This window comes from Glutamicibacter sp. M10, assembly GCF_025452055.1.
GTDB lineage: Bacteria > Actinomycetota > Actinomycetes > Actinomycetales > Micrococcaceae > Glutamicibacter.
The window spans coordinates 527198-546320 of record NZ_CP104918.1; the positions used below are offsets into that span (position 1 = coordinate 527198).

Annotated in this window: 20 protein-coding genes, 3 tRNA genes, 1 pseudogene and 1 riboswitch; of the genes and pseudogenes, 5 read left to right on the forward strand and 19 right to left on the reverse strand. The window is 55.0% G+C overall.

Annotation, left to right across the window (positions count from 1 at the left end):
* The first annotated feature begins 34 nt into the window (after positions 1–34).
* A complete protein-coding gene (locus N6V40_RS02605; RefSeq protein ID WP_262198852.1) occupies positions 35–1351 on the forward strand; it encodes a PASTA domain-containing protein in 1317 nt (438 codons plus the stop codon).
* A 3-nt stretch (positions 1352–1354) separates the two neighbouring features.
* Here N6V40_RS02605 and N6V40_RS02610 read toward each other — a convergent pair whose 3' ends face one another.
* The 4 genes and pseudogenes from N6V40_RS02610 to N6V40_RS02625 all read right to left on the reverse strand — a co-directional run bounded on the left by N6V40_RS02610 (position 1355) and on the right by N6V40_RS02625 (position 2990).
* Entirely contained in the window at positions 1355–1999 is a 645-nt protein-coding gene (locus tag N6V40_RS02610; RefSeq protein WP_262198854.1) for an anthranilate synthase component II, read from the reverse strand.
* Positions 1996–2166 (reverse strand): hypothetical protein, encoded by a 171-nt coding sequence (locus N6V40_RS02615; protein WP_262198856.1) that lies wholly within the window; start codon positions 2164–2166, stop codon positions 1996–1998. Before N6V40_RS02615 ends, N6V40_RS02610 begins: the two co-directional genes overlap by 4 nt.
* A 9-nt stretch (positions 2167–2175) precedes the next feature.
* Positions 2176–2481: pseudogene (locus N6V40_RS02620) on the reverse strand (sortase domain-bontaining protein); the annotation flags it as partial.
* Entirely contained in the window at positions 2466–2990 is a 525-nt protein-coding gene (locus N6V40_RS02625; protein ID WP_262198858.1) for a class E sortase, read from the reverse strand. The gene N6V40_RS02625 and the pseudogene N6V40_RS02620, both read right to left, overlap by 16 nt.
* A 220-nt stretch (positions 2991–3210) precedes the next feature.
* On the opposite strand from N6V40_RS02625, the gene N6V40_RS02630 reads away from it, so the two are divergent.
* A complete protein-coding gene (locus tag N6V40_RS02630) occupies positions 3211–3468 on the forward strand; it encodes a cell division protein CrgA (protein ID WP_131089666.1) in 258 nt (85 codons plus the stop codon).
* Positions 3469–3522: 54 nt separating this feature from the next.
* On the opposite strand, the gene N6V40_RS02635 is transcribed toward N6V40_RS02630, so the two are convergent.
* Positions 3523–3840, reverse strand: a complete 318-nt coding sequence (locus N6V40_RS02635) for a DMT family transporter (protein ID WP_262198860.1) — start codon at positions 3838–3840, stop codon at positions 3523–3525.
* Between the two features lie 13 nt (positions 3841–3853).
* A riboswitch (guanidine-III (ykkC-III) riboswitch) is annotated at positions 3854–3920 on the reverse strand.
* Positions 3921–3924: 4 nt separating this feature from the next.
* Positions 3925–4809 (reverse strand): ArgP/LysG family DNA-binding transcriptional regulator, encoded by an 885-nt coding sequence (locus N6V40_RS02640; protein WP_262198861.1) that lies wholly within the window; start codon positions 4807–4809, stop codon positions 3925–3927.
* A gap of 70 nt (positions 4810–4879) precedes the next feature.
* On the opposite strand from N6V40_RS02640, the gene N6V40_RS02645 reads away from it, so the two are divergent.
* The gene (locus N6V40_RS02645) at positions 4880–5497 is read left to right on the forward strand and encodes a LysE/ArgO family amino acid transporter (protein WP_262198863.1); all 618 of its coding nucleotides are present in this window, start codon (positions 4880–4882) and stop codon (positions 5495–5497) included.
* Between the two features lie 492 nt (positions 5498–5989).
* Here the strand turns inward: N6V40_RS02645 and N6V40_RS02650 are convergent, their stop codons facing one another.
* The gene (locus tag N6V40_RS02650) at positions 5990–6688 is read right to left on the reverse strand and encodes a rhomboid family intramembrane serine protease (RefSeq protein ID WP_262198865.1); all 699 of its coding nucleotides are present in this window, start codon (positions 6686–6688) and stop codon (positions 5990–5992) included.
* 242 nt (positions 6689–6930) lie between these two features.
* Positions 6931–7476: a peptidylprolyl isomerase gene (locus tag N6V40_RS02655; RefSeq protein ID WP_131089661.1), complete on the reverse strand. Its 546-nt coding sequence runs from the start codon at positions 7474–7476 to the stop codon at positions 6931–6933.
* A 171-nt stretch (positions 7477–7647) separates the two neighbouring features.
* On the opposite strand from N6V40_RS02655, the gene N6V40_RS02660 reads away from it, so the two are divergent.
* Positions 7648–7854, forward strand: coding sequence for a hypothetical protein (locus N6V40_RS02660; RefSeq protein ID WP_131089660.1), 207 nt, complete (start codon positions 7648–7650; stop codon positions 7852–7854).
* A 3-nt stretch (positions 7855–7857) separates the two neighbouring features.
* Here the strand turns inward: N6V40_RS02660 and N6V40_RS02665 are convergent, their stop codons facing one another.
* On the reverse strand, positions 7858–8730 hold the full coding sequence (locus tag N6V40_RS02665) for a DMT family transporter (protein ID WP_262198869.1): 873 nt from the start codon (positions 8728–8730) through the stop codon (positions 7858–7860).
* Positions 8731–8837: 107 nt separating this feature from the next.
* A complete protein-coding gene (locus N6V40_RS02670) occupies positions 8838–9833 on the reverse strand; it encodes a bile acid:sodium symporter family protein (RefSeq protein WP_262198871.1) in 996 nt (331 codons plus the stop codon).
* A 53-nt stretch (positions 9834–9886) separates the two neighbouring features.
* On the opposite strand from N6V40_RS02670, the gene N6V40_RS02675 reads away from it, so the two are divergent.
* Positions 9887–11086, forward strand: coding sequence for a glycosyltransferase family 4 protein (locus tag N6V40_RS02675; protein ID WP_262198873.1), 1200 nt, complete (start codon positions 9887–9889; stop codon positions 11084–11086).
* Positions 11087–11156: 70 nt separating this feature from the next.
* Here the strand turns inward: N6V40_RS02675 and N6V40_RS02680 are convergent.
* The 9 genes from N6V40_RS02680 to recF all read right to left on the reverse strand — a co-directional run bounded on the left by N6V40_RS02680 (position 11157) and on the right by recF (position 19072).
* Positions 11157–11229: transfer RNA gene (locus N6V40_RS02680), tRNA-Ala, on the reverse strand.
* A 92-nt stretch (positions 11230–11321) separates the two neighbouring features.
* A tRNA-Ala gene (locus tag N6V40_RS02685) sits at positions 11322–11394 on the reverse strand.
* Positions 11395–11401: 7 nt separating this feature from the next.
* A complete protein-coding gene (locus N6V40_RS17575) occupies positions 11402–11521 on the reverse strand; it encodes a DLW-39 family protein (RefSeq protein WP_396268250.1) in 120 nt (39 codons plus the stop codon).
* 31 nt (positions 11522–11552) lie between these two features.
* A tRNA-Ile gene (locus tag N6V40_RS02690) sits at positions 11553–11626 on the reverse strand.
* A gap of 119 nt (positions 11627–11745) precedes the next feature.
* The gene (locus N6V40_RS02695; RefSeq protein WP_131089656.1) at positions 11746–12333 is read right to left on the reverse strand and encodes a DUF3566 domain-containing protein; all 588 of its coding nucleotides are present in this window, start codon (positions 12331–12333) and stop codon (positions 11746–11748) included.
* Positions 12330–14957 (reverse strand): DNA gyrase subunit A, encoded by a 2628-nt coding sequence (gene gyrA, locus N6V40_RS02700; protein WP_131089655.1) that lies wholly within the window; start codon positions 14955–14957, stop codon positions 12330–12332. Before gyrA ends, N6V40_RS02695 begins: the two co-directional genes overlap by 4 nt.
* A 56-nt stretch (positions 14958–15013) precedes the next feature.
* Positions 15014–17017 carry a DNA topoisomerase (ATP-hydrolyzing) subunit B gene (gyrB, locus tag N6V40_RS02705; RefSeq protein WP_207306515.1) on the reverse strand — a complete coding sequence of 668 codons (2004 nt, stop codon included), beginning with the start codon at positions 17015–17017 and terminating at the stop codon, positions 15014–15016.
* 341 nt (positions 17018–17358) lie between these two features.
* Positions 17359–17916, reverse strand: coding sequence for a DciA family protein (locus N6V40_RS02710; RefSeq protein ID WP_131089653.1), 558 nt, complete (start codon positions 17914–17916; stop codon positions 17359–17361).
* Complete coding sequence (gene recF, locus N6V40_RS02715; protein ID WP_262198876.1) at positions 17909–19072, reverse strand: DNA replication/repair protein RecF; 1164 nt, start codon at positions 19070–19072, stop codon at positions 17909–17911. Before recF ends, N6V40_RS02710 begins: the two co-directional genes overlap by 8 nt.
* Positions 19073–19123: the final 51 nt, after the last annotated feature.

The window sequence follows — 19123 nt, forward strand, 5'->3', positions numbered from 1 at the left end:
TATCTATTCGACCGGTTGCCTATTTTATGAACTGATGACCGGACGCCCACCCTTCACCGGAGACTCCCCGGTTTCGGTGGCGTACCAGCACGTTGGTGAGATCGCTACGGCACCCAGCGACGTAAATCAGGATCTAGATCCCATCTATGATCCGATTGTCGCCAAAGTTCTTGCCAAAGATCGTGCCGATCGTTTCCAGTCTGCTGATGCGTTCGCAACGGCCTTGGAAAACGCCTTGCACGGAATCGAATTCCACGAAGACCAGGCTCAAGCAACTCCATACACTTTGCCTATTTATGGCATCCACGACAATACCGAAGCTGGTTTTGCTGCTGCGTCAGCTCCGATGACCAATGAACACCCGGTATTCACGAGCGAACATGAGCCGGTACAAACTACACGGCACAAGTCGAACCGCGCTTTGATTATCTTGCTTTCGCTCATCGCTTTGTTGGCGGTAGCCGTTGCCAGTTTCTTGGTTGTCCGTTCGATTCAGGCGGATCAAGAGAAAAACGCTCCGGTAGCGGTCCCTGACGTAAAAAATATGTCAGAAGATGATGCCAGCAGCTTGTTGCGTGACGCCACCTTCAACGTCAAAGTGGAACACGAATTCGACGAAGATGTAGATACCAATAAGGCCACTCGTACCGACCCCACGTCGGGTACCGAGATAGCCAAGGAATCTACGATTACTCTTTACCTTTCCAAGGGTTCAGAGCAGCGCGAAATCCCTGACAACCTGGCCAACCAGTCTGAGGCCACCGCTCGAGACGCTCTGAGCGAGGCGGGTCTGGAAGTTGGGAAGATTACCCGAAAGAACTCAGCGACCGTAGACACCGACCGGATCATTGAAACCAATCCAGAGCTAGGCTCCAAGGTTAAGGCCGGTTCAAAGGTCGATCTGATTCTGTCGACCGGAAAAGTCGACGTCCCTGACGTAACTGGAATGACAGAAGACGAGGCCACAGAAGCTCTTACAGCCGAAGATGTGGGCTTAAAACCCCGTTTTGATCACGTAGAAAACAACGACTACAAGGCAGGAACAGTCTTCGATCAAGATCCATCGTCTTCTTCGGAAGCTGCGCCAGGCGATGAGATCAAGCTAAAGCTGGCCGAGACGGAAGCTGAACCGACCCCATCGGAATCCGAGACTCCGAGCCCGGACGAAAGCGAAGAACCTTCCGAAACGGCCAGTGAGGATCCTTCTGAGGATCCGACTGAATCGCCTTCAGCAACGCCGTCCGAGTCTGAGAATGAATCCCCTAGCGACTCACCTAAGTCGACCAAAGGTCCGAAGCAGGGCAAGCCGTTACCCTCACCAGGAAAGCCCGGTGAGGGCAACAGGTTCTAGTGGTTATTCACCACTGAACAATGGGCTCAGGGTGGAGGCCTTCTCGGCCGCTCCCTGCAGTCCTAAGAATTCCAGCCAGTTACCAAGCATCTGGTAGCCCTGCTCAGTCAGAACAGACTCAGGGTGGTATTGCAGGCCCCATAAGGGCGCCTCGCGGTGCGCCAGAGCCATGATGACTCCCCCAGCGGTCTGTGCAATGATTTCCAGCTCTTCTGGGATGCTCTCGCGTACTGCAGCCAGCGAGTGGTAACGGGTAGCGGTGAATGGGTTGGCCACATTCTTGAAGACCGGGTGGTTCTCATGGTGGACGAGCGAGGTCTTGCCATGCATCAGTTCTTCGGCATGGGTTACCGTTCCACCGTAGGCTTCGGCCAGTGCCTGATGACCAAGGCAGACGCCCAACATCGGCTTATTCTGCTGCCCGCACCACTTGATCAAATCGATGCTCACCCCGGCACCAGCTGGATCACCGGGACCTGGAGAGATCAGTACACCGTCGTATTCAGAAGCTAATTCGATTGCTTCTTGCACACTGAGATCGTCATTGCGATGCACCGTGGTCTGCGCGCCAAGCTCCTGCAAATAGCCCACGAGGGTGTAGACAAAACTGTCGTAATTATCGATCACTAGGATCTTGGTGCTGCTCACGGGGTACTCTGGCCAATCGTTGAATCGGTAAAGGGGCTGATGTATTGATTCAGCCACGGAAAAACGTACACCATCAGTAATAGCACGATGGCGGCAATGACAATCAATGCTTCAAAAATGCGAAGCCATAGTGGACCGGGTAGGTTCCGAAAAATCCAGGCGTACATTTGTTCCTCCTAGCTCGTTGCTTCGATAACCATGTCGCGGATTTCCTTGGGTGGACCAGCGTCAAGGGGCTGCCAGTCGGTCAATTCCGAATACGCAATCATTCGCTGTTGCGTCGTATATTTCGGATGGCAGGTAGTCATCGTCAAGATCGACTTGGTTGGCTCCACTCCCCATTTGTGCGGGATAGGCAGAAGTACGTCGCCGTTGGATGGAGCAACCACTTCCGTGGCGTACCAGGTATAGGTGTAATAGCCTTCTGCTGTCTGCAGGTAGATCTTGTCGCCCTCTTGCAGCTTGTCTATGTCCCAGAAAACCTGACCGTGAGTTTGACGGTGTGCGGCAACGGCAAAGTTGCCTTTCTCCCCGGTTGTTGGGTCGACGGGTAATGGCCGATACCCAGATTATCGATGACGTAGTCTTCGACTCCGGAGGTCACCGGGTGATGAGATCCATGGCTACCAAAACGTGGGAAATACATGATTCCAAAAGTGCTACCTGGCGCTATTTCGGTCACCGGCGCCGGCCCGTAGTCCTTGGTCTCTTCCTTTTCCTTCTCGGAAGAGTGTTCAGACGAATTCTCTGAGGAATCCTCTGGTTCATCCGGAATGACCACGTCGCCAAATTCTTGGATGAGTCCCCTAGTTACTTCTTTCTGAGCCTGCGCGGAATCAATATTTGTCCACCACAGTTCCCACGCAACATAGAGCATGAGCAAAATTCCTATAGTAATGAAGAGTTCACCGAGGAATCCTACGATGACATTTCCCGCAGACCGAGGGCGGCGCTCTGCGCGGCGGCCTTGTGCTGTGGCAACTCGATTCACTGCTCTGCGACTCCTCTGGGAATTCCTTTATCAGGATATGTCAATCTACATGGGGCCTCACAGGCCAAAACCCGGTAGTTCTCATGGGTTACGGCTAGTATGGAAGCTACGTAGGAATGCAACAAGCAGTTCTCAGCATCCTTGTGCCCAAGCCTACCGGGAAGACCTAACGTCTCCCACATTTACTACATTAAGCAGATGAAGCCGAGGGAGCATTCGAGTGCCGGAGTCAAAACCACGACGCAAGAACAAAACACAGGCCGAAACCGAGCGCCAGCGCACCCACTCCATTGATGCGCCAATGCCAGGTTGGTACAAACCTGTCATGTTTGGTTTGATGCTCCTTGGCCTAGTGTGGATCATCGTCTACTACATTTCTCAGACCCTGTTCCCAATCCCCAACATTGGTGGATGGAACATTGTTGTTGGATTCGGCATTGCGATGGTCGGATTCTTTATGACAACAGGCTGGAAATAGCACTTACGCCGATCCCTATGGGGATCGGCGTAGTTCGTTGAATCGATCAGTTCTTTAGTGGCTTACGGCCTTGAGTCCGATAACGCATCCGACCAGACCAATGATGAACACCACCTTGAGCACCGAAAACGCTTCTTGTCCGGTGGCCATTGAGTAGATCACCGCGAGTGATGCTCCGACACCTACCCAGATTGCGTAGGCGGTGCCAACAGGAATCTCTTTCATGGCATAGGCAAGGCCAGCCATGGAAACTAGCAAGCCAGCAAAGAAGACGATGCTTGGAACAAGTTTCGACAAGCCTTCACTCATGCCCAAGGCAATGGCCCAAACGGCTTCGAAAACACCAGAAATAATAAGAACGGCCCAATACATGCCGGAATCCTTTTCTGGCCGTCTTGTCGCTTTCCGGGTACGGCTCCCTCGTCCGGGTACAGACATTAATTGCCTGCAACGAGCTCAGGCTATCAAATGCAGTCCGAATTGGCGGGCGGCTGTGACTAATATGCCATCGAGCTTGCTAAGCAGCTCTGAATCCACTGCCCATCGCTGCACGTAGAGCGGAACATCGGCGAACCAATCTTCGTGAAGTACCTTCAGCCCCTTGGCTTCAGCGAGTTGCAGTTCGGGGATCATCCCCCAGCCCATCCCTGCTTCAACCGCGCCGAGGTATCGCAGCGAGTCAGGAACGTGGTGCACTTGAGCTTCGGGCCGTCGGCCCTGGCCAGCAAGCCGTGCGACCATGCTGTATTGCAATGGATCTTCGCGATCGAAAACGACCATCGGTGTTTTCACTAGCGCTTCTGGATCCACGCGGGGCAGGTACCGTTCAACGATGCGTGGTGCTGCAGCTGCGCGATATCGCATGGCTCCAAGCTTTTTGCTGACGCATCCTTGAAGCGCTTGGGAAGTCGTAGTGACTACGGCGCTGACTCGTCCGCTTCGAAGTAGCTCCAATCCCCGGTTTTCATCGGTACGCAGAATCTCAACAGACAGATTCTCGATGTCTGCCAACTGTTCAAAGACCGGAGAGAACCATGTGGACAAGGAATCAGCGTTGACACCGATGGCTACATTCAAGGGTGCGTCGGCAGAAATTTCCCGGGTGAATTCCGCGCTGAGCAGCGCCATCTGCCGCGCATATCTGAGCACCCTATATCCCTGTTCGGTAGGAATGACCGGACGGCTCCTGATTACAAGGATCGCCCCGATTCGATTCTCCAAAGCCTTGATTCGCTGGCTGACGGCAGAGGCCGTAACGCCTAAGTCGATGGATGCATCATCAAAGCTTCCGGCATCCACCACAGCCAAGAGGGTCTCGAGGTGCTCAACGTCGATATTCACATTAGGAACTCTAATCTAGATGCAGAAAGTTAAGTTCGACTTAGCCTGTAGATTTTCATACGGTTTTCTCATGACTCCTGCACCATTTTTCTTCGGCATGACCACTGGACTATCGCTGATCGTGGCCATCGGCGCCCAGAACGCCTTCGTGCTCCGTCAAGGAATCAGAAAAGAGCACGTCTTCACCACCGCGCTAGTCTGCGCCCTGTCTGACGCCGTCCTCATTTGTGCTGGAGTCAGCGGAATGGGCGTCTTAGTTGAGCGACTCCCCTGGCTACTGGTCATCGCTCGCTTGGGTGGCTTCCTATTCCTTGCAACGTATGCGGCGTTCGCCTTCCGCCGGTCGTTCAAACCAGAGTCGCTGAAAATCAGCGATTCAACTCATTCGGTGACGACCCTGTCAATAATCGGAACTACGCTGGCGCTAACTTGGCTCAATCCCCACGTATATATCGACACGGTTCTACTACTCGGATCGGTTGCCGTAGCCCAAGGCGACGGTGCTCCATGGTTTGCGTTCGGAGCCATCGCTGCGAGCTTCATCTGGTTTTTTGTTCTTGCCTACGCAGCGCGAATACTCGCCCCACTGTTTGCAAAACCCAAGGCCTGGCAGATCCTCGACTTCACCATCGGCATTCTTATGCTTTTGTTCGCAACCTTCTTGATCTGGCCCCTTTTCGCCAACTAATCCACAAGTTATCAACGTTATCCACACGCAATGTGCACAACTTTTACCAACAGTTGTTCACAAACTTATCCACAGCTGGGGACAAGGTGTCGATTCTTGAGTGGATATGCGCGTTATAACTTGTCAAGTGTACTTTTCGTTAAACAAATGACATGCTTGTAAGTTATTAACACTGTGGATTTCGACTGTGGATAGCGCTCGATTTTCGCTTATTCACAGCCACTCGCGCTAATCGGTTAAACTTTCGAACCTCAAGTTATTAACAGTTCACTGGTTCGTATATGCGCTATCTACAGGGGTTGTTAAAAAGTTATCCACAGCTGGGGACAAGGTTGTGAGTATTGCTTAGCGTCCTCGAAATATCCTTGAATACAAGGGTATCCACGCCTGTTAATATCTCCGAAGCTCCGGAAGTTACACGGATGTAAGTTATTAACAGTGTGGATAATCTGTGTGGATAACGAATACTGGGATTTTCGAACTACGCTCCGGTCACTTTGCACCCTGGGCTGCAAGGTACACAGCGACAAGCAGAAGTATTGATAACGTGCTGAGCAGTACTAGCTGGATTCGCGAACGCTGTGGATTACTTCTAGGGATGAGCACGATACATGCTGAAGCAATAATGCCGGTTACGGCGCCACCCAAGTGTCCTTGCCAAGAGATTCCGGAAACGACGAAGCCAAGCACGATGTTGAGCACGAGAATGATGCCCATCTGGCGTAAGGCTTGCTTGTTGGAGCGGAAGACAACAAAGGTTGCTAGGAAGAGGCCTGCCAATGCGCCCGAGGCACCGAGTGTGGCGCTCATCGGAGCGCTGAGCAATAAGATACCCAAGGATCCGCCGATGGCGCTGAGCAGATAAAGCCAAGCGAAACGCAGCCTGCCTAGTCGGGGCTCTAGCAATGTGCCGAAGATGTAGATGCCGTACATGTTCATGGCCAGGTGCAGGATTGACCCGGTGGAGTGAGCGAAGGCGCTGGTGATCAAACGCCATGGTTCATAAGCGGCGATCACGGGCGCTAGGACCAATGAATTGGTCAGCCCCGGGATGATCCACTGGAATAGGTATACAAGGACGTTCAGTGCGATCACGGCGTAGGTAATCACCGGAGCACCGGAGCGTAAGCGCCCACCAAACTGTGTTTGCTGTTGCGGCAGGCGCCTGCTGGCCTCCGCGACACATTCCACACACTGCACGCCCACTGGGGCAGAGACCTGGCATTGAGGACAGATCGGGCGTTCGCACCGATTGCAAGAAACGTAAGCTACCGTGTCCGGGTGTCGATAGCATGTCGGAGCTGCTTGGCCCTGAGGGTTAATTTGCCCGTAGGACATCGGTACCTGCCTTGTATAGGGTTGGGTGCTTAAACTTCAGGCCCCGACAACACCACATGGTGGATCGTCGGGGCCTGCGGTTTTGGAGTCGGTTGTTACAGGGTCTCGATATCGACCGAGTTGATAACAACGTCTTCCAGTGGCTTGTCGCGGCCGTCGGTTGCAACAGCGTTCAGCGCGTCAACGATCTTGCGTGAATCTGCGTCATTAACTTCACCGAAGATGGTGTGCTTGCCCTGCAACCAAGTGGTTGGCACGGTGGTGATGAAGAACTGCGAACCGTTGGTTCCGCGGCCCATACGGATACCCGCATTAGCCATGGCAAGCTTGTAAGGCTCGTTGAAGTTCAGTTCTGGGTGGATCTCATCATCAAACTGGTAGCCTGGGCCGCCGAAGCCCTGACCCAGTGGGTCGCCACCCTGAATCATGAAGTCAGAAATGATGCGGTGGAAGATGGTTCCGCTGTACAGCGGGGTGTTGGTCTTCGTGTCACCGGACTCTGGGTGTACCCACTCCTGCTCACCGGTCGACAGGCCAACGAAGTTCTTTACGGTCTTAGGTGCGTGGTTGCCGAAGAGATCGACAACGATATCGCCCAAGGTAGTGTGAATCGTGGCTTTATGAGTTGCGTTTGCGGTCATGCCTACATTGTTCCATGATCAGGGCGTGACCCACTAAAAACTGACGTACGCGTTGAGTGAAAATTTAGAACAATCTCTGATGGCATCACAGCTAACACTGGCTTGCAAGACCGTATCTGCATAGTCTTGAACTGTCGGAGACCGAGATCGACTTTGAGTCTGGAGCAATGCATGAGCAAGAAGAGCAAAGTAGGAAAAGTACTAGCCGTTGGCTTGATTGCCGGAGTCGTCGCCATTTTGGTTGCCGTATGGAAAGCCTCGAAACCAATCGAAGATCCATGGGAAAACGAACCTACAACGGCCCTTCCACAACAGCCCATTGATTCACGAGAAGCCAGTGTGGAAGAAATCCGCGAAATCATCGAAGATGACAAATAAAAACTAACTACGCTTCACTTTTGGTTGGGCTTGTCCTCGTATGACGAGGGCAAGCCCAACGAGTATCACCACTAGGCCGGCATAGGTTGCCGGCGATACAACCTGCCCCAAGAAAATTGCTGCCAGTAATGCAGCACCTGGAATCTCGAGCAAGATCAGCATTGAAACCGTCAGGGCTCCCAATACATTGAGCAGATGGTTCATTGCGGTGTGGCCAAGAATCTGCGCGCAAACCGTCAGCAGAACAATGCCCCACCAACCATGAGCATCAAAACCCCACACAGGCATGCCGGTGGCAAAGCAGAGCACCAATAGAGCCAGTGCGGTAATTGCGTAACAGCTCGAGGTGTAGCTCACGGTGCTCATTGTTTGTCGAGCGACGGATCCTGCAAGGGTGTAAACAGCCGCCAAGACGCCACCTGCTAAGGCCAAAAAGTCACCGAGCAGAGCCTGCGAACCCAAGCTCATGTCGAACCCGGTGATCACAATCGCGCCACCTAGGGCAACCGCCATTCCGACAAAAACCTGTGTTCGATACTGAACCTTGCGCATTACTTGGAAGACCGCAATCCACACACCTTGGATGCAGACCAAGGCAGTACCGGCAGCCACGCTAGTGAGTCGCATCGAGTACATAAAGCAGACGAAGTGAAGAGCCAGTGCTGTTCCCGCAAGACCGGTGAACGTCCACTCACGAGCTGTCATACTCAGATACACCCGAGGGTTTTTTCGCAACGCCGGCACACTCAAAATTGCCGCTGCTGCACCATTGCGCCAGAAGGCCATGGACAGAACCGGGACACCCGGGAAAGCAGCAATAATGGGTCCGGAGGCAGAGACTCCGAGGATGCCGACCAAGGCGAGAAGGAACGTCACGAGCTAAAAACACCTTCGTTTCTTGTAGCTGTTTTCAGCTGGGACAAATCACGTTTTTTGCCCGTGGTTACCTATCAATATCCTACATTCCTCAATGGGAATATATCTTATTTGTCGGCCAAATTCCCCGTGTTTACGGTCTTTTTGCGTCGCCAGTAAGCAGCGATCATCGCTCCGGACAAGTTATGCCATACGGAGAATACAGCAGCGGGCAGAGCTGCTTCTGGGGTGAAATATTGCTTTGCTAGTCCACCTGCCAACCCTGAATTCTGCATTCCTACTTCGATGGCCATCGTTCGGCGGGCATCGGCAGGCACGCGCATCAGAACGCCGGCTCCGTAGCCCAGCAGGAGCCCTAATCCGTTGTGCAAGATGACGGCAACTAGTACCAGCAGGCCCGCGTTCATGATGGCTTGCGAGCTGCCGGCCACAATAATTGTCACCACAACAGTGATCGCGAGAACTGAGATCCATGGCAGGATTCCGGTGACCTTAGTGACCAATCGGTTAAGGACCATCCGGATCGCAATTCCGAGCACCACTGGAATCAGAACAATCTGAACAACACTGAGCGCCATCGATCCGGCATCAACAGGCATGTACTGGCCAGCCAGCCACAGAGCCAACAGGGGAGTTAGCGCAGGGGCAATCAAGGTCGATACAGAGGTCATGGCTACCGACAGGGCAACGTTGCCTCGAGCCAGGTAGGAAACGACGTTTGACGCTGTTCCACCCGGAGCGCAGCCAACCAAGATGAGGCCGGCCGCCAGTGCTGGATCTAGGTGAAGCACGGTGGCCACCAACCAGCCTGCGCTAGGCATCACGACAAACTGGGCAACCACACCGCCAAGGACTGGCAGCGGGTTTTTCACCACCAAGGCGAAGTCAGGCAAGGTCAACGTCAAACCCATGCAGAACATGATGATCATCAATAAAGGATTGATCCACCCAGCCAAGCCAACAAAAGCTTGGGGGAGCAGCATGCCACACAGTCCACCCAGCAGAATCAATACAGGAAAGAAGAGGACCGCTATGCGCGAATCTTTGTCGATCTTTTCGCTCTGAACTGCGCCGTCGACGTCGCCGGAATTTTCGTTTACCACTTACGGTATCTTGCCACCAATGGCCTAAAACCAACAATAAACAACAGAAGTTAATGAACTGCCCCAGTCGTATTTACTTTGATGTCACCGTGGATCGCCATCCTGAAAGTGTGAAGGTCGCAATCGTCGCTGAATCGTTCCTGCCCCACTTCAACGGGGTTACCAACTCTATTCTGAAGACCCTGGATCATCTGGCTCTGACCGGACATGATGCAGTGGTCATCACGCCAGCTGGCTCATTGACCGGCGAACTGACGGGCCATGGGGTGCCGAAGCACTACCGCGGTTTCCGTATCCACACCGTGCCCTCAATGCCGTTGGCTAGCTACCCTGAGGTCAGGGTGGCTACTACCAGTGTGGGTCGGCTTCGTAAGATCCTGGCGCGTGAGCGCGTAGACGTAGTCCATCTTGCTAGCCCATTCATCTTGGGATGGCAGGGGCTACGTGCAGCTCAAGAAATGAATCTACCTACGGTGGCCCTCTACCAAACCGAGGTTCCCAACTATGCAAGCCGCTATAAGATGCCGTGGTTAACCCAGCGTCTGTGGGAGCATGTCCAAGCCATCCACACGGCTGCTGATCTATCGCTAGTTCCCAGCACCTTTTCTTTCCAACAGCTCAAGAACTTGGGGATCGACAGGCTCAAGATTTCGGGCAGGGGAGTCGACACCGTGCAATTCACCCCACAACGACGCAGCGAGCACTTCAGGCAGGCTGTGGCTCCGAATGGGGAAGTCATTATCGGATATGTTGGGCGTCTGGCCGCAGAGAAGCAGGTTGCCGATCTAAAGGCTTTAGCTGACCTGAAGAACACCAGACTCGTCATCGTAGGTTCTGGCCCGTTAGAGGCCGAATTACGGGCCGTACTACCTACCGCACACTTCACCGGCTTCCTCTCGGGTGAACGATTGGCTGAGGTCATGGCGTCTATGGATGTATTTGTTCATCCCGGCTCCTCTGAAACCTTCTGCCAGACCATTCAAGAGGCTATGGCCTGTGGTGTCCCGGTGGTGGCTGTGGGCCGTGGAGGGCCACTAGACCTCGTGGATTCCTCGCACACGGGCTGGTTGTATCAGCCGGGGAATCTTACTGAGCTACGAAGCCGGGTCAGTGACCTTGTTTATGATGATGCCAAACGCTTGGCGTTTGCCAGTGCGGCGTTAGCCAGCGTTCAGGGTCGTTCCTGGTTCAACATTGGCGAACAGCTCATCGACCATTATCAATTTGTCCGAATGGCCCGAATCAGCCGCTGATGTTCTGCGGCCTGGTTGCCTTGGAAATGGCGAAGGACGGAAAGCGAATGCTTTCCGTCCTTCATTACTGTGGAGCCTAGGAGAATCGAACTCCTGACATTCTGCTTGCAAAGCAGACGCTCTACCAACTGAGCTAAGGCCCCTTATACAGTTTTTGGTGTTCCACACCGATCAATCCGAAGCGGATCAATCAAAAGAATTAGCGGAAAGCTGATGCTTTCCGCCAGTCTTTTTGTGGAGCCTAGGAGAATCGAACTCCTGACATTCTGCTTGCAAAGCAGACGCTCTACCAACTGAGCTAAGGCCCCAAAAGCTTTAGGAAACTTTATCGGCTACCTGATGCCAGGTTTCCTTTGTTTCCGAAGAAGCCTTTACTTTCTTGACCAAGACTACCGTAGCAGTCGCAATCGTTGCGAGAACCAGGAACTTTTTCATTACTTCCTCTTTCTCTCTAGCAAGGTTTCCGTGGGCGTACCAAGACTTGAACTTGGGACCTCTTCGTTATCAGCGAAGCGCTCTAACCGCCTGAGCTATACGCCCTTGCTTTTGTTTGTTCCCTTTGGAACGAAATAAAACTCTACCGGGGATTTCCAGAACTTACAAATCGAGCCCGGGTGTCATGCATCACAGCATGAATCCCGGGCTCGACTAGGGTGTTTCTAGTCGTCGGTGAGGGTTACTCCGATGCCGCCAACCAATGAAGCAGCGATGTTGTACAGCACCGCTCCAAGGGTGGAAACCACCGAAATAACTACAACATTCACCACGGCGATAATCGTTGCGTAGGAAGCAACCTGACCCAGCGACATGGTCTGTCGTAGGTCGAAGCTGCCCTGAGCAATCGCATCACGGATCAGCTGGTTGAACGCATCGAAGGTTCCCATCAGGTCAAGCAGGGCCCAAATACCTACGGAAGCAACTACGGTGATCACACCGAAAGCTACCGCGAGCAAGAACGCGAGCTTCAGAACCGAGAACGGTTCAACCTTGGAGACCAGCAAGCGCGCCTTACGCACCTTGGCCTGAGGCGCCGGGCGAACCAGACGCTCCTGGGTGGTAGCCGGGCGCTGCTGGCCACCGGTAGGCCGTTGACCTGTTGGGCGGCTCTGGCCGCCTGCTGGTCGGGCACCGCCGGCCGCTGGGCGGCTACCGGTGTTGCTAGTTGCCGGACGCTTTACCTGGGCAGGTCGCGGCGCTTCGCTCTTCGGGGCACTGCCGTTGGGGCGTGGCGTCGAGGGCGTGCTCATGCGTTACCTCCGTTAGTGGTGTCATCGTCCTGTACGTCAGTTTCGGTTTCTGGCGCAGGTGATGACTGATCGATCGTGTTTTCTGCGTCCAACGTTACGGCATCTTCCTCCAAGTTCTCTTCGAGCTGGGTCTCGGAGTTCTTGGCTACCGCAATAATGCTGTCCTTCTTGTCCGGCTTTGCGAAGATCACACCCATGGTGTCTCGACCCTTGGCAGGAACCTGCGATGCGGCTGAGCGCACCACCTTGCCACCGCTCATGACAACCAAAACTTCGTCGGTTTCATCAACGATCAACGCACCAACCAATTCGCCGCGTTCCTCGTTCAGCTTGGCAACCTTAATGCCCAAGCCACCACGGGATTGAACGCGGTATTCAGCAACATCGGTGCGCTTGGCGTAACCTTCGTTGGTCACCGTGAAGACGAAGGAATCTTCGCGGACCACATCGGCGGCCAACAACTCATCACCTTCACGGAACTTCATGCCGGTCACACCAGAAGTTGCACGACCCATTGGACGCAGTGCGGTATCGGTGGCGGTGAAGCGGACCGACTGGCCCTTGCGCGAGACCAGCATCACATCATCGGATTCGCTGACCAGCTGTGCGGAGACAAGCTCATCATCGTCGCGCAGGTTGATAGCGATCACGCCGGCGGTGCGATTGGTGTCGTAGTCTTCCAGACGGGTCTTCTTCACCAAACCATTGCGGGTAGCCAACATTAGGTAGGCAGCATCCTGGTAGGTGCGTAGATCCAAGACCTGGGCGATGTGCTCGTCGGGCTGGAATGCCATGACATTTGCCACGTGCTGACCCTTGGCGTCACGACCGGCCTCGGCCAGTTCGTAGCACTTGGTGCGGTAGACACGGCCGTGGTTGGTGAAGAACAGCAACCAGTTGTGGGTTGAGGTGACGAAGAAGTGCTCCACCACGTCGTCCCCACGCAGGTTAGCTCCCTTGATACCCTTGCCGCCGCGAGCCTGCGAGCGGTAGTTGTCAATGCGGGTGCGCTTAACGTACCCACCGCGGGTGATGGTAACGACCATTTCCTCTTCAGGGATCAGGTCTTCAACGCTCATGTCGCCGTCGTAGCCCATGAGGATCTTGGTGCGACGATCATCGCCGTGTTTGTTCACGATCTCGCCAAGTTCTTCGGCGACGATTTCTCGCTGACGTTCAGGCGAAGCGATGATGGCCTGGAATTCGGCGATCATGCGCTCGAGTTCAGCGTGACGATCCTGAATCTTCTGACGCTCCAGAGCGGCCAGACGACGCAGCTGCATATCAAGGATGGCGCGGGCCTGATCCTCATCGATGCTCAGCAGTTCCATCAGTCCGTCGCGCGCTGCCTCGGTGGTTGCCGAACGGCGAATCAGCGCGATGACCTCGTCCAAAGCATCCAGTGCCTTGAGCAGGCCACGCAAAATGTGAGCCTCTTCTTCGGCCTTCTTCAGACGGAACTGGGTGCGGCGTACGATGACTTCGATCTGGTGGGTGACCCAGTGACGGATGAACCCATCCAGTGGCAGGGTGCGTGGCACCCCGTCAACGATGGCCAGCATATTGGCCGAGAAGTTGGTCTGTAGCTCGGTGTGCTTGTACAGGTTGTTAAGCACAACCTTGGCCACGGCGTCGCGCTTGAGCACGATGACCAGGCGCTGGCCGGTACGGCCCGAGGTTTCATCGCGCATGTCGGCGATGCCGGCGATCTTGCCGTCACGCACTAGCTCGGCGATCTTCACCGCGAGGTTATCCGGGTTGGCCATATATGGCAGTTCGGTAACTACCAAGCAGGTGCGACCCTGGATTTCTTCCACGTTGACTACCGCGCGCATAGTGATGGAACCACGGCCGGTGCGGTAAGCATCGGCGATGCCCTTGGTGCCAAGGATCATCGCGCCGGATGGGAAGTCCGGGCCCTTGACGCGCAGCATCAGCTCGGCGAGCAGCTCTTCACGAGTAGCTTCCGGGTTCTTCAGGTACCACTGCACACCCTCGGCAACTTCGCGCAGGTTATGTGGCGGAATGTTGGTCGCCATACCCACGGCGATGCCCGAGGAACCGTTCACCAACAGGTTAGGGAAGCGGGCCGGAAGAACCGTAGGTTCCTGGTTCTTACCGTCGTAGTTGTCCTGGAAATCAACGGTGTTCTCGTTGATGTCGCGGACCATTTCCATGGCCAGTGGGGCCATTTTGGTTTCCGTGTAACGCTGGGCAGCAGCACCATCGTTACCCGGGGAGCCGAAGTTACCCTGACCCAGGGCCAGTGGGTAACGCATAACCCAGTCCTGGATCAGGCGAACCAGGGCATCATAAATCGCAGTATCACCGTGCGGGTGGTACTGACCCATCACTTCGCCGACAACGCGGGCGCACTTGTTGTAGGCGCGCTCCGGACGGTAACCACCGTCGTACATCGCGTACAGCACACGGCGGTGCACAGGCTTCAGGCCATCGCGCACATCCGGTAGGGCACGGCCAACAATAACGGCCATGGCGTAGTCCAGGTAGGACCGCTGCATTTCGGTCTGAAGGTCGATCTGGTCAACCCGGCCGCCTTCATGGATTGGCTCGATGACTTCGCCGTCCATGGGTTCATTCTCAGGGGTTTGCTCGTCGCTCAATGTATTCCCTTATAAGTCAAAAAGTCTTCAGTGGATTTCGTCTTGGCCTAGGCCGATCAGATATCCAGGAAGCGCACGTCCTTGGCGTTCTGCTGGATGAAGTTACGGCGGGACTCAACGTCCTCGCCCATCAGCACGGAGAAAACTTCGTCCGCGGCTGCGGCGTCATCCATGGTGACCTGGCGCAGCGTACGGAATTCCGGATCCATGGTGGTGTCCCACAATTCCGAGTAGTCCATCTCGCCCAGACCCTTGTAGCGCTGGATTCCGTTGTCCTTTGGCAGGCGCTTGTTGGAAGTCTGTCCAGCTAGCAGTGCGTCATCGCGTTCCTTATCGGAGAACACGTAGTCGTGCGGCGCATTGGACCACTTGATGCGGTACAGCGGGGGAGCAGCGAGGTAAACGTAGCCGTGCTCGATCAGCGGACGCATAAAGCGGAAGATCAAGGTCAGCAGCAAGGTGGTGATGTGCTGGCCGTCGACGTCAGCATCGGCCATCAGCACAATCTTGTGATAACGCAGCTTGGCCATGTCGAACTCTTCGCCGATACCGGTACCAAAAGCGGTGATCATTGCCTGAACTTCGGCATTGCCCAACGCACGGTCCAGACGAGCACGCTCCACGTTCAGGATCTTGCCACGCAACGGCAGGATGGCCTGGGTGTGTGGGTCACGTCCGCGCTTGGCCGAGCCGCCTGCGGAGTCACCCTCCACGATGAACACTTCGCACTCGGAAGGATTCTTCGAGGAGCAGTCCGAGAGCTTACCGGGCATACCGAAGGATTCCATCGGCGACTTACGTCGGGCATTATCGCGCGCTTTGCGGGCGGCCATACGCGCCTGGGAAGCGAGCTGTGCCTTGCGGATAATGTCGCGGGCAACGTTGGGGTTGCGCTCGAACCAGTCGCTGAGTTCCTCGTTGACTACACCCTGGACAAAGCCACGGGCCATCGAGTTGCCCAGCTTGGTTTTGGTCTGGCCTTCGAACTGTGGTTCGGAAAGCTTCACCGAAATCACCGCGGTCAAACCTTCACGGGCATCTTCACCGGTGAGGTTGTCATCCTTTTCGCGCAGGATCTTGTTATCCCGGGCGTAACGGTTCAGCAGACCGGTCAGCGCAGCGCGGAAGCCTTCTTCGTGGGTACCACCCTCATGGGTGTTGATGGTGTTCGCGTAGGTGTGCACGGACTCGGCGTAGGCGTTGGTCCACTGCATCGCAATTTCCAGGCTGATGCCTCGAGCAGCATCTTCAGATTCGAAGGCGATGACCTCGTCGTGAACCAGTTCTACCTTTTTGGCGGCGTTCAGGTGCTTGACGTAGTCCAGCAGGCCGTCCTTGTAGAGGTAGTCCACAGTTTTTGGCTTGACTACCTGGTTTTCGATCTCTTCAGCGACTTCAGCTTCTGGTTCAGCGTTGACCGGGGTGCGCTCATCGGTCAAGGTGATGCGCAGGCCCTTGTTCAGGAAGGCCATCTGCTGGAAGCGAGCACGCAGCGTCTCAAAATCGAATTCGGTGGTCTCGAAGATTTCCGGATCCGGGTAGAAAGTCTGGGTGGTGCCGGTCTTATCGGTCTCTTCACCCTTTTCCAGCGGGCTGGTGGTCACACCACCATTGCTGAAGCCGATACGCCATGCGTTGCCCTGGCGGCGAACGACGGTATCCACCTTGCGCGATAGCGCGTTAACCACGGAAATACCCACACCGTGCAGGCCACCGGAAACAGCGTAACCGCCGCCACCGAACTTGCCGCCGGCGTGCAGGATGGTCATAACTACCTCAACGGTAGGCTTGCCCTCGGTGGGGTGGACATCCACGGGGATGCCTCGACCATTGTCGACACAACGCACGCCACCATCGGCTTGCAAGGTGACGTTGATGGTGTCGCAGTATCCAGCCAAGGCTTCATCGACGGAGTTGTCCACGACTTCGTAAACCAAGTGGTGTAGGCCGCGAGGGCCGGTGGAACCGATGTACATGCCCGGGCGTTTACGTACCGCTTCGAGTCCTTCGAGGACGGTAATATCCTGGGCGCCATAGGTATGTTCGACTTTGGAAGTCATCGATTCCGCGGGAACCTGGCTTTCTGCCGGATCCTGCGGTGAAGCATTTTCAGTAGACACGGGTGCTACGAACTCCTCGAATTAAGCGCGCGATCACCGTTGCGCCGCAAAGTGCGTCTCGGGTGATCATGGTCTGGAGGGACGTCGCCGCGGGGTTGACCCACAGCAAAATCATTTCACTGCTTCTAATTCTACCGCGCTGAGCAAAATAATCGGTGCTTCTGTGGCCTAAATCGGCCACATAAAGCTAGCAATTGACCTTCTGAGGCAGTTGCGGAGCATAAGTGAGGGGGATCCACCCTCCGGGTGCGTTAGCGCGCCATATGCCGTGCCAGCTATTTTTATCCGTAGGTGTCTCTTGGACCGCGTCCAGCGACCGAACGCATGCCGTGACGCCACGACGGAGCATTGGGTCCTAAGACCTTGAGCACGGTAACAATTCCGGGGCCCAACTCTGCATCAAATTTTTTCAGAATATCGTGGCTCATTAGGCGCATCTGTGCCGCACGTGCGGTCGTATCACAACGCATCACCACCACCGTATCTTCAAAAGATTCGGGTTTACAGTGCTCTGCATTTTCCGCACCAATGATGTCAGCCCAGCGCCCCAGCACCGAGCCCACGGCAACTTGGGTGTTCCAGCCGCGAGCCTTGGATAGCCGCGAGACAACTTCACCGATAGCTCGAGGGTCGCGCACCACTCCAGGTTCGGAGGTTCCCTTTTGGTCCATGAAGCCGCGACGGGCGGACTGACGTTTGCGAACTTTTTCCATTCGCGCTGCATCTACGCGGCGTTCGCCGCGCTCTTCCGCGAGCCTACGCATTCGGTTCAGCAAGGCCTTCGCTGAGTCGATTTCTGGATCAAAGCGGTGTTCGTCCCGCTCTTCAGGCTCACGCATCGACAACCTGGCCAGGGGATACCTGGAAGAAATGTCCCTTCAGTGCTTCGGGAACATCTTCCACTACGGCCGCCGTGACCAAAACTTGCTCTGCGCCGGCAACAATATGAGCCAGCCGATCTCGACGAGTGGTGTCTAGTTCGGCAAAGACATCATCCAAAATCAAAATTGGTCCCGAACCCGCTCGAGGATCATCATCACCAAAAACTCTGTAGGCTGCCAGACGCAGAGCCAAGGCAAAGGACCAGGTTTCACCGTGGGAGGCGTAGCCCTTGGCGGGAGTTGGGCCTAGGATCAGCGCAAGGTCATCACGGTGGGGGCCGAATAGCGAGATGCCGCGGTCTAGTTCACGGCTGCGGTTCGATTCGATGGCACCAAGAAGAAGATCTTGGATCTCTTCTTGGTTTAGCTCCTCCAACGACGTCACCGGAAGGCTGTTCTCGTCGGTTTCGCCTTCCAACGAGGAACGGTAGATCGCCTGTGCCGCTTTGCCGCCATCAGCAAGATCCGCGTAGGCAGCCTGCATATATGGCCTGATGAGCATAAGAACATCAAGGCGACCTCGGATGAGTCGAGCCCCGCAGGTGGCCAGTTGCAGATCCCATGCTTGCAAGGTGTTCTCTTGCGAAGCGGTGAGTTTGGATTTTCCACGAATGGATTTCAGCAATGCATTGCGCTGCTTGACGATTCGTTCGTAGTCATTTTTGGTGCCGGCTTCTATCGGTCGCAAGGCAATGAGTAGTTCGTCAAGGAACTTGCGGCGATTTGATGGATCGCCCTTAACCAAAGCCAAATCTTCAGGGGCGAACAACACCGTTCGCACCATGCCCAAGATTTCTCGAGCACGTACCGGGTTAGCTCGATTGATCCTTGCTCGGTTCAGTTTCCCGCTAGTGATCTCCACCTCGAGCGTGGTCTTTTGGCTTCCGCGGTGCAAAGTACCGCGAATCAAAGCTCGTTCTGCACCAAAATTCAGCAACGGAGCATCGTTGCTGACGCGATGAGACGCCAAATTAGCTAGGTAACCAATGGACTCAACGATGTTGGTCTTGCCCACCCCATTGGGGCCGATTAAAACGTTGATGCCAGGAGCTAGGTGCACGTCAGCCTGCGCATACGAGCGGAAGCTCGTGAGGGAAAGCTGCGAAATATACACCGAAGTCCTGACAACGTCGTGGTGGCGGATGAAATGTTCATCCGCCACTTT

Bases quoted from the DNA above. Each gene is read 5' to 3' on its own strand.
- N6V40_RS02605 (WP_262198852.1), top strand. From the start codon at position 35: ATGACCGGACGCCCACCCTTCACCGGAGACTCCCCGGTTTCGGTGGCG.
- N6V40_RS02615 (WP_262198856.1), bottom strand. From the start codon at position 2,166: ATGTACGCCTGGATTTTTCGGAACCTACCCGGTCCACTATGGCTTCGC.
- N6V40_RS02635 (WP_262198860.1), bottom strand. From the start codon at position 3,840: ATGTATTGGGCCGTTCTTATTATTTCTGGTGTTTTCGAAGCCGTTTGG.
- N6V40_RS02645 (WP_262198863.1), top strand. From the start codon at position 4,880: ATGACTCCTGCACCATTTTTCTTCGGCATGACCACTGGACTATCGCTG.
- N6V40_RS02655 (WP_131089661.1), bottom strand. From the start codon at position 7,476: ATGACCGCAAACGCAACTCATAAAGCCACGATTCACACTACCTTGGGC.
- N6V40_RS02660 (WP_131089660.1), top strand. From the start codon at position 7,648: ATGAGCAAGAAGAGCAAAGTAGGAAAAGTACTAGCCGTTGGCTTGATT.
- N6V40_RS02675 (WP_262198873.1), top strand. From the start codon at position 9,887: ATGAACTGCCCCAGTCGTATTTACTTTGATGTCACCGTGGATCGCCAT.
- N6V40_RS17575 (WP_396268250.1), bottom strand. From the start codon at position 11,521: ATGAAAAAGTTCCTGGTTCTCGCAACGATTGCGACTGCTACGGTAGTC.
- N6V40_RS02695 (WP_131089656.1), bottom strand. From the start codon at position 12,333: ATGAGCACGCCCTCGACGCCACGCCCCAACGGCAGTGCCCCGAAGAGC.
- gyrB (WP_207306515.1), bottom strand. From the start codon at position 17,017: ATGACTTCCAAAGTCGAACATACCTATGGCGCCCAGGATATTACCGTC.
- N6V40_RS02710 (WP_131089653.1), bottom strand. From the start codon at position 17,916: ATGCGTGAGCCTGAAGAGCGGGACGAACACCGCTTTGATCCAGAAATC.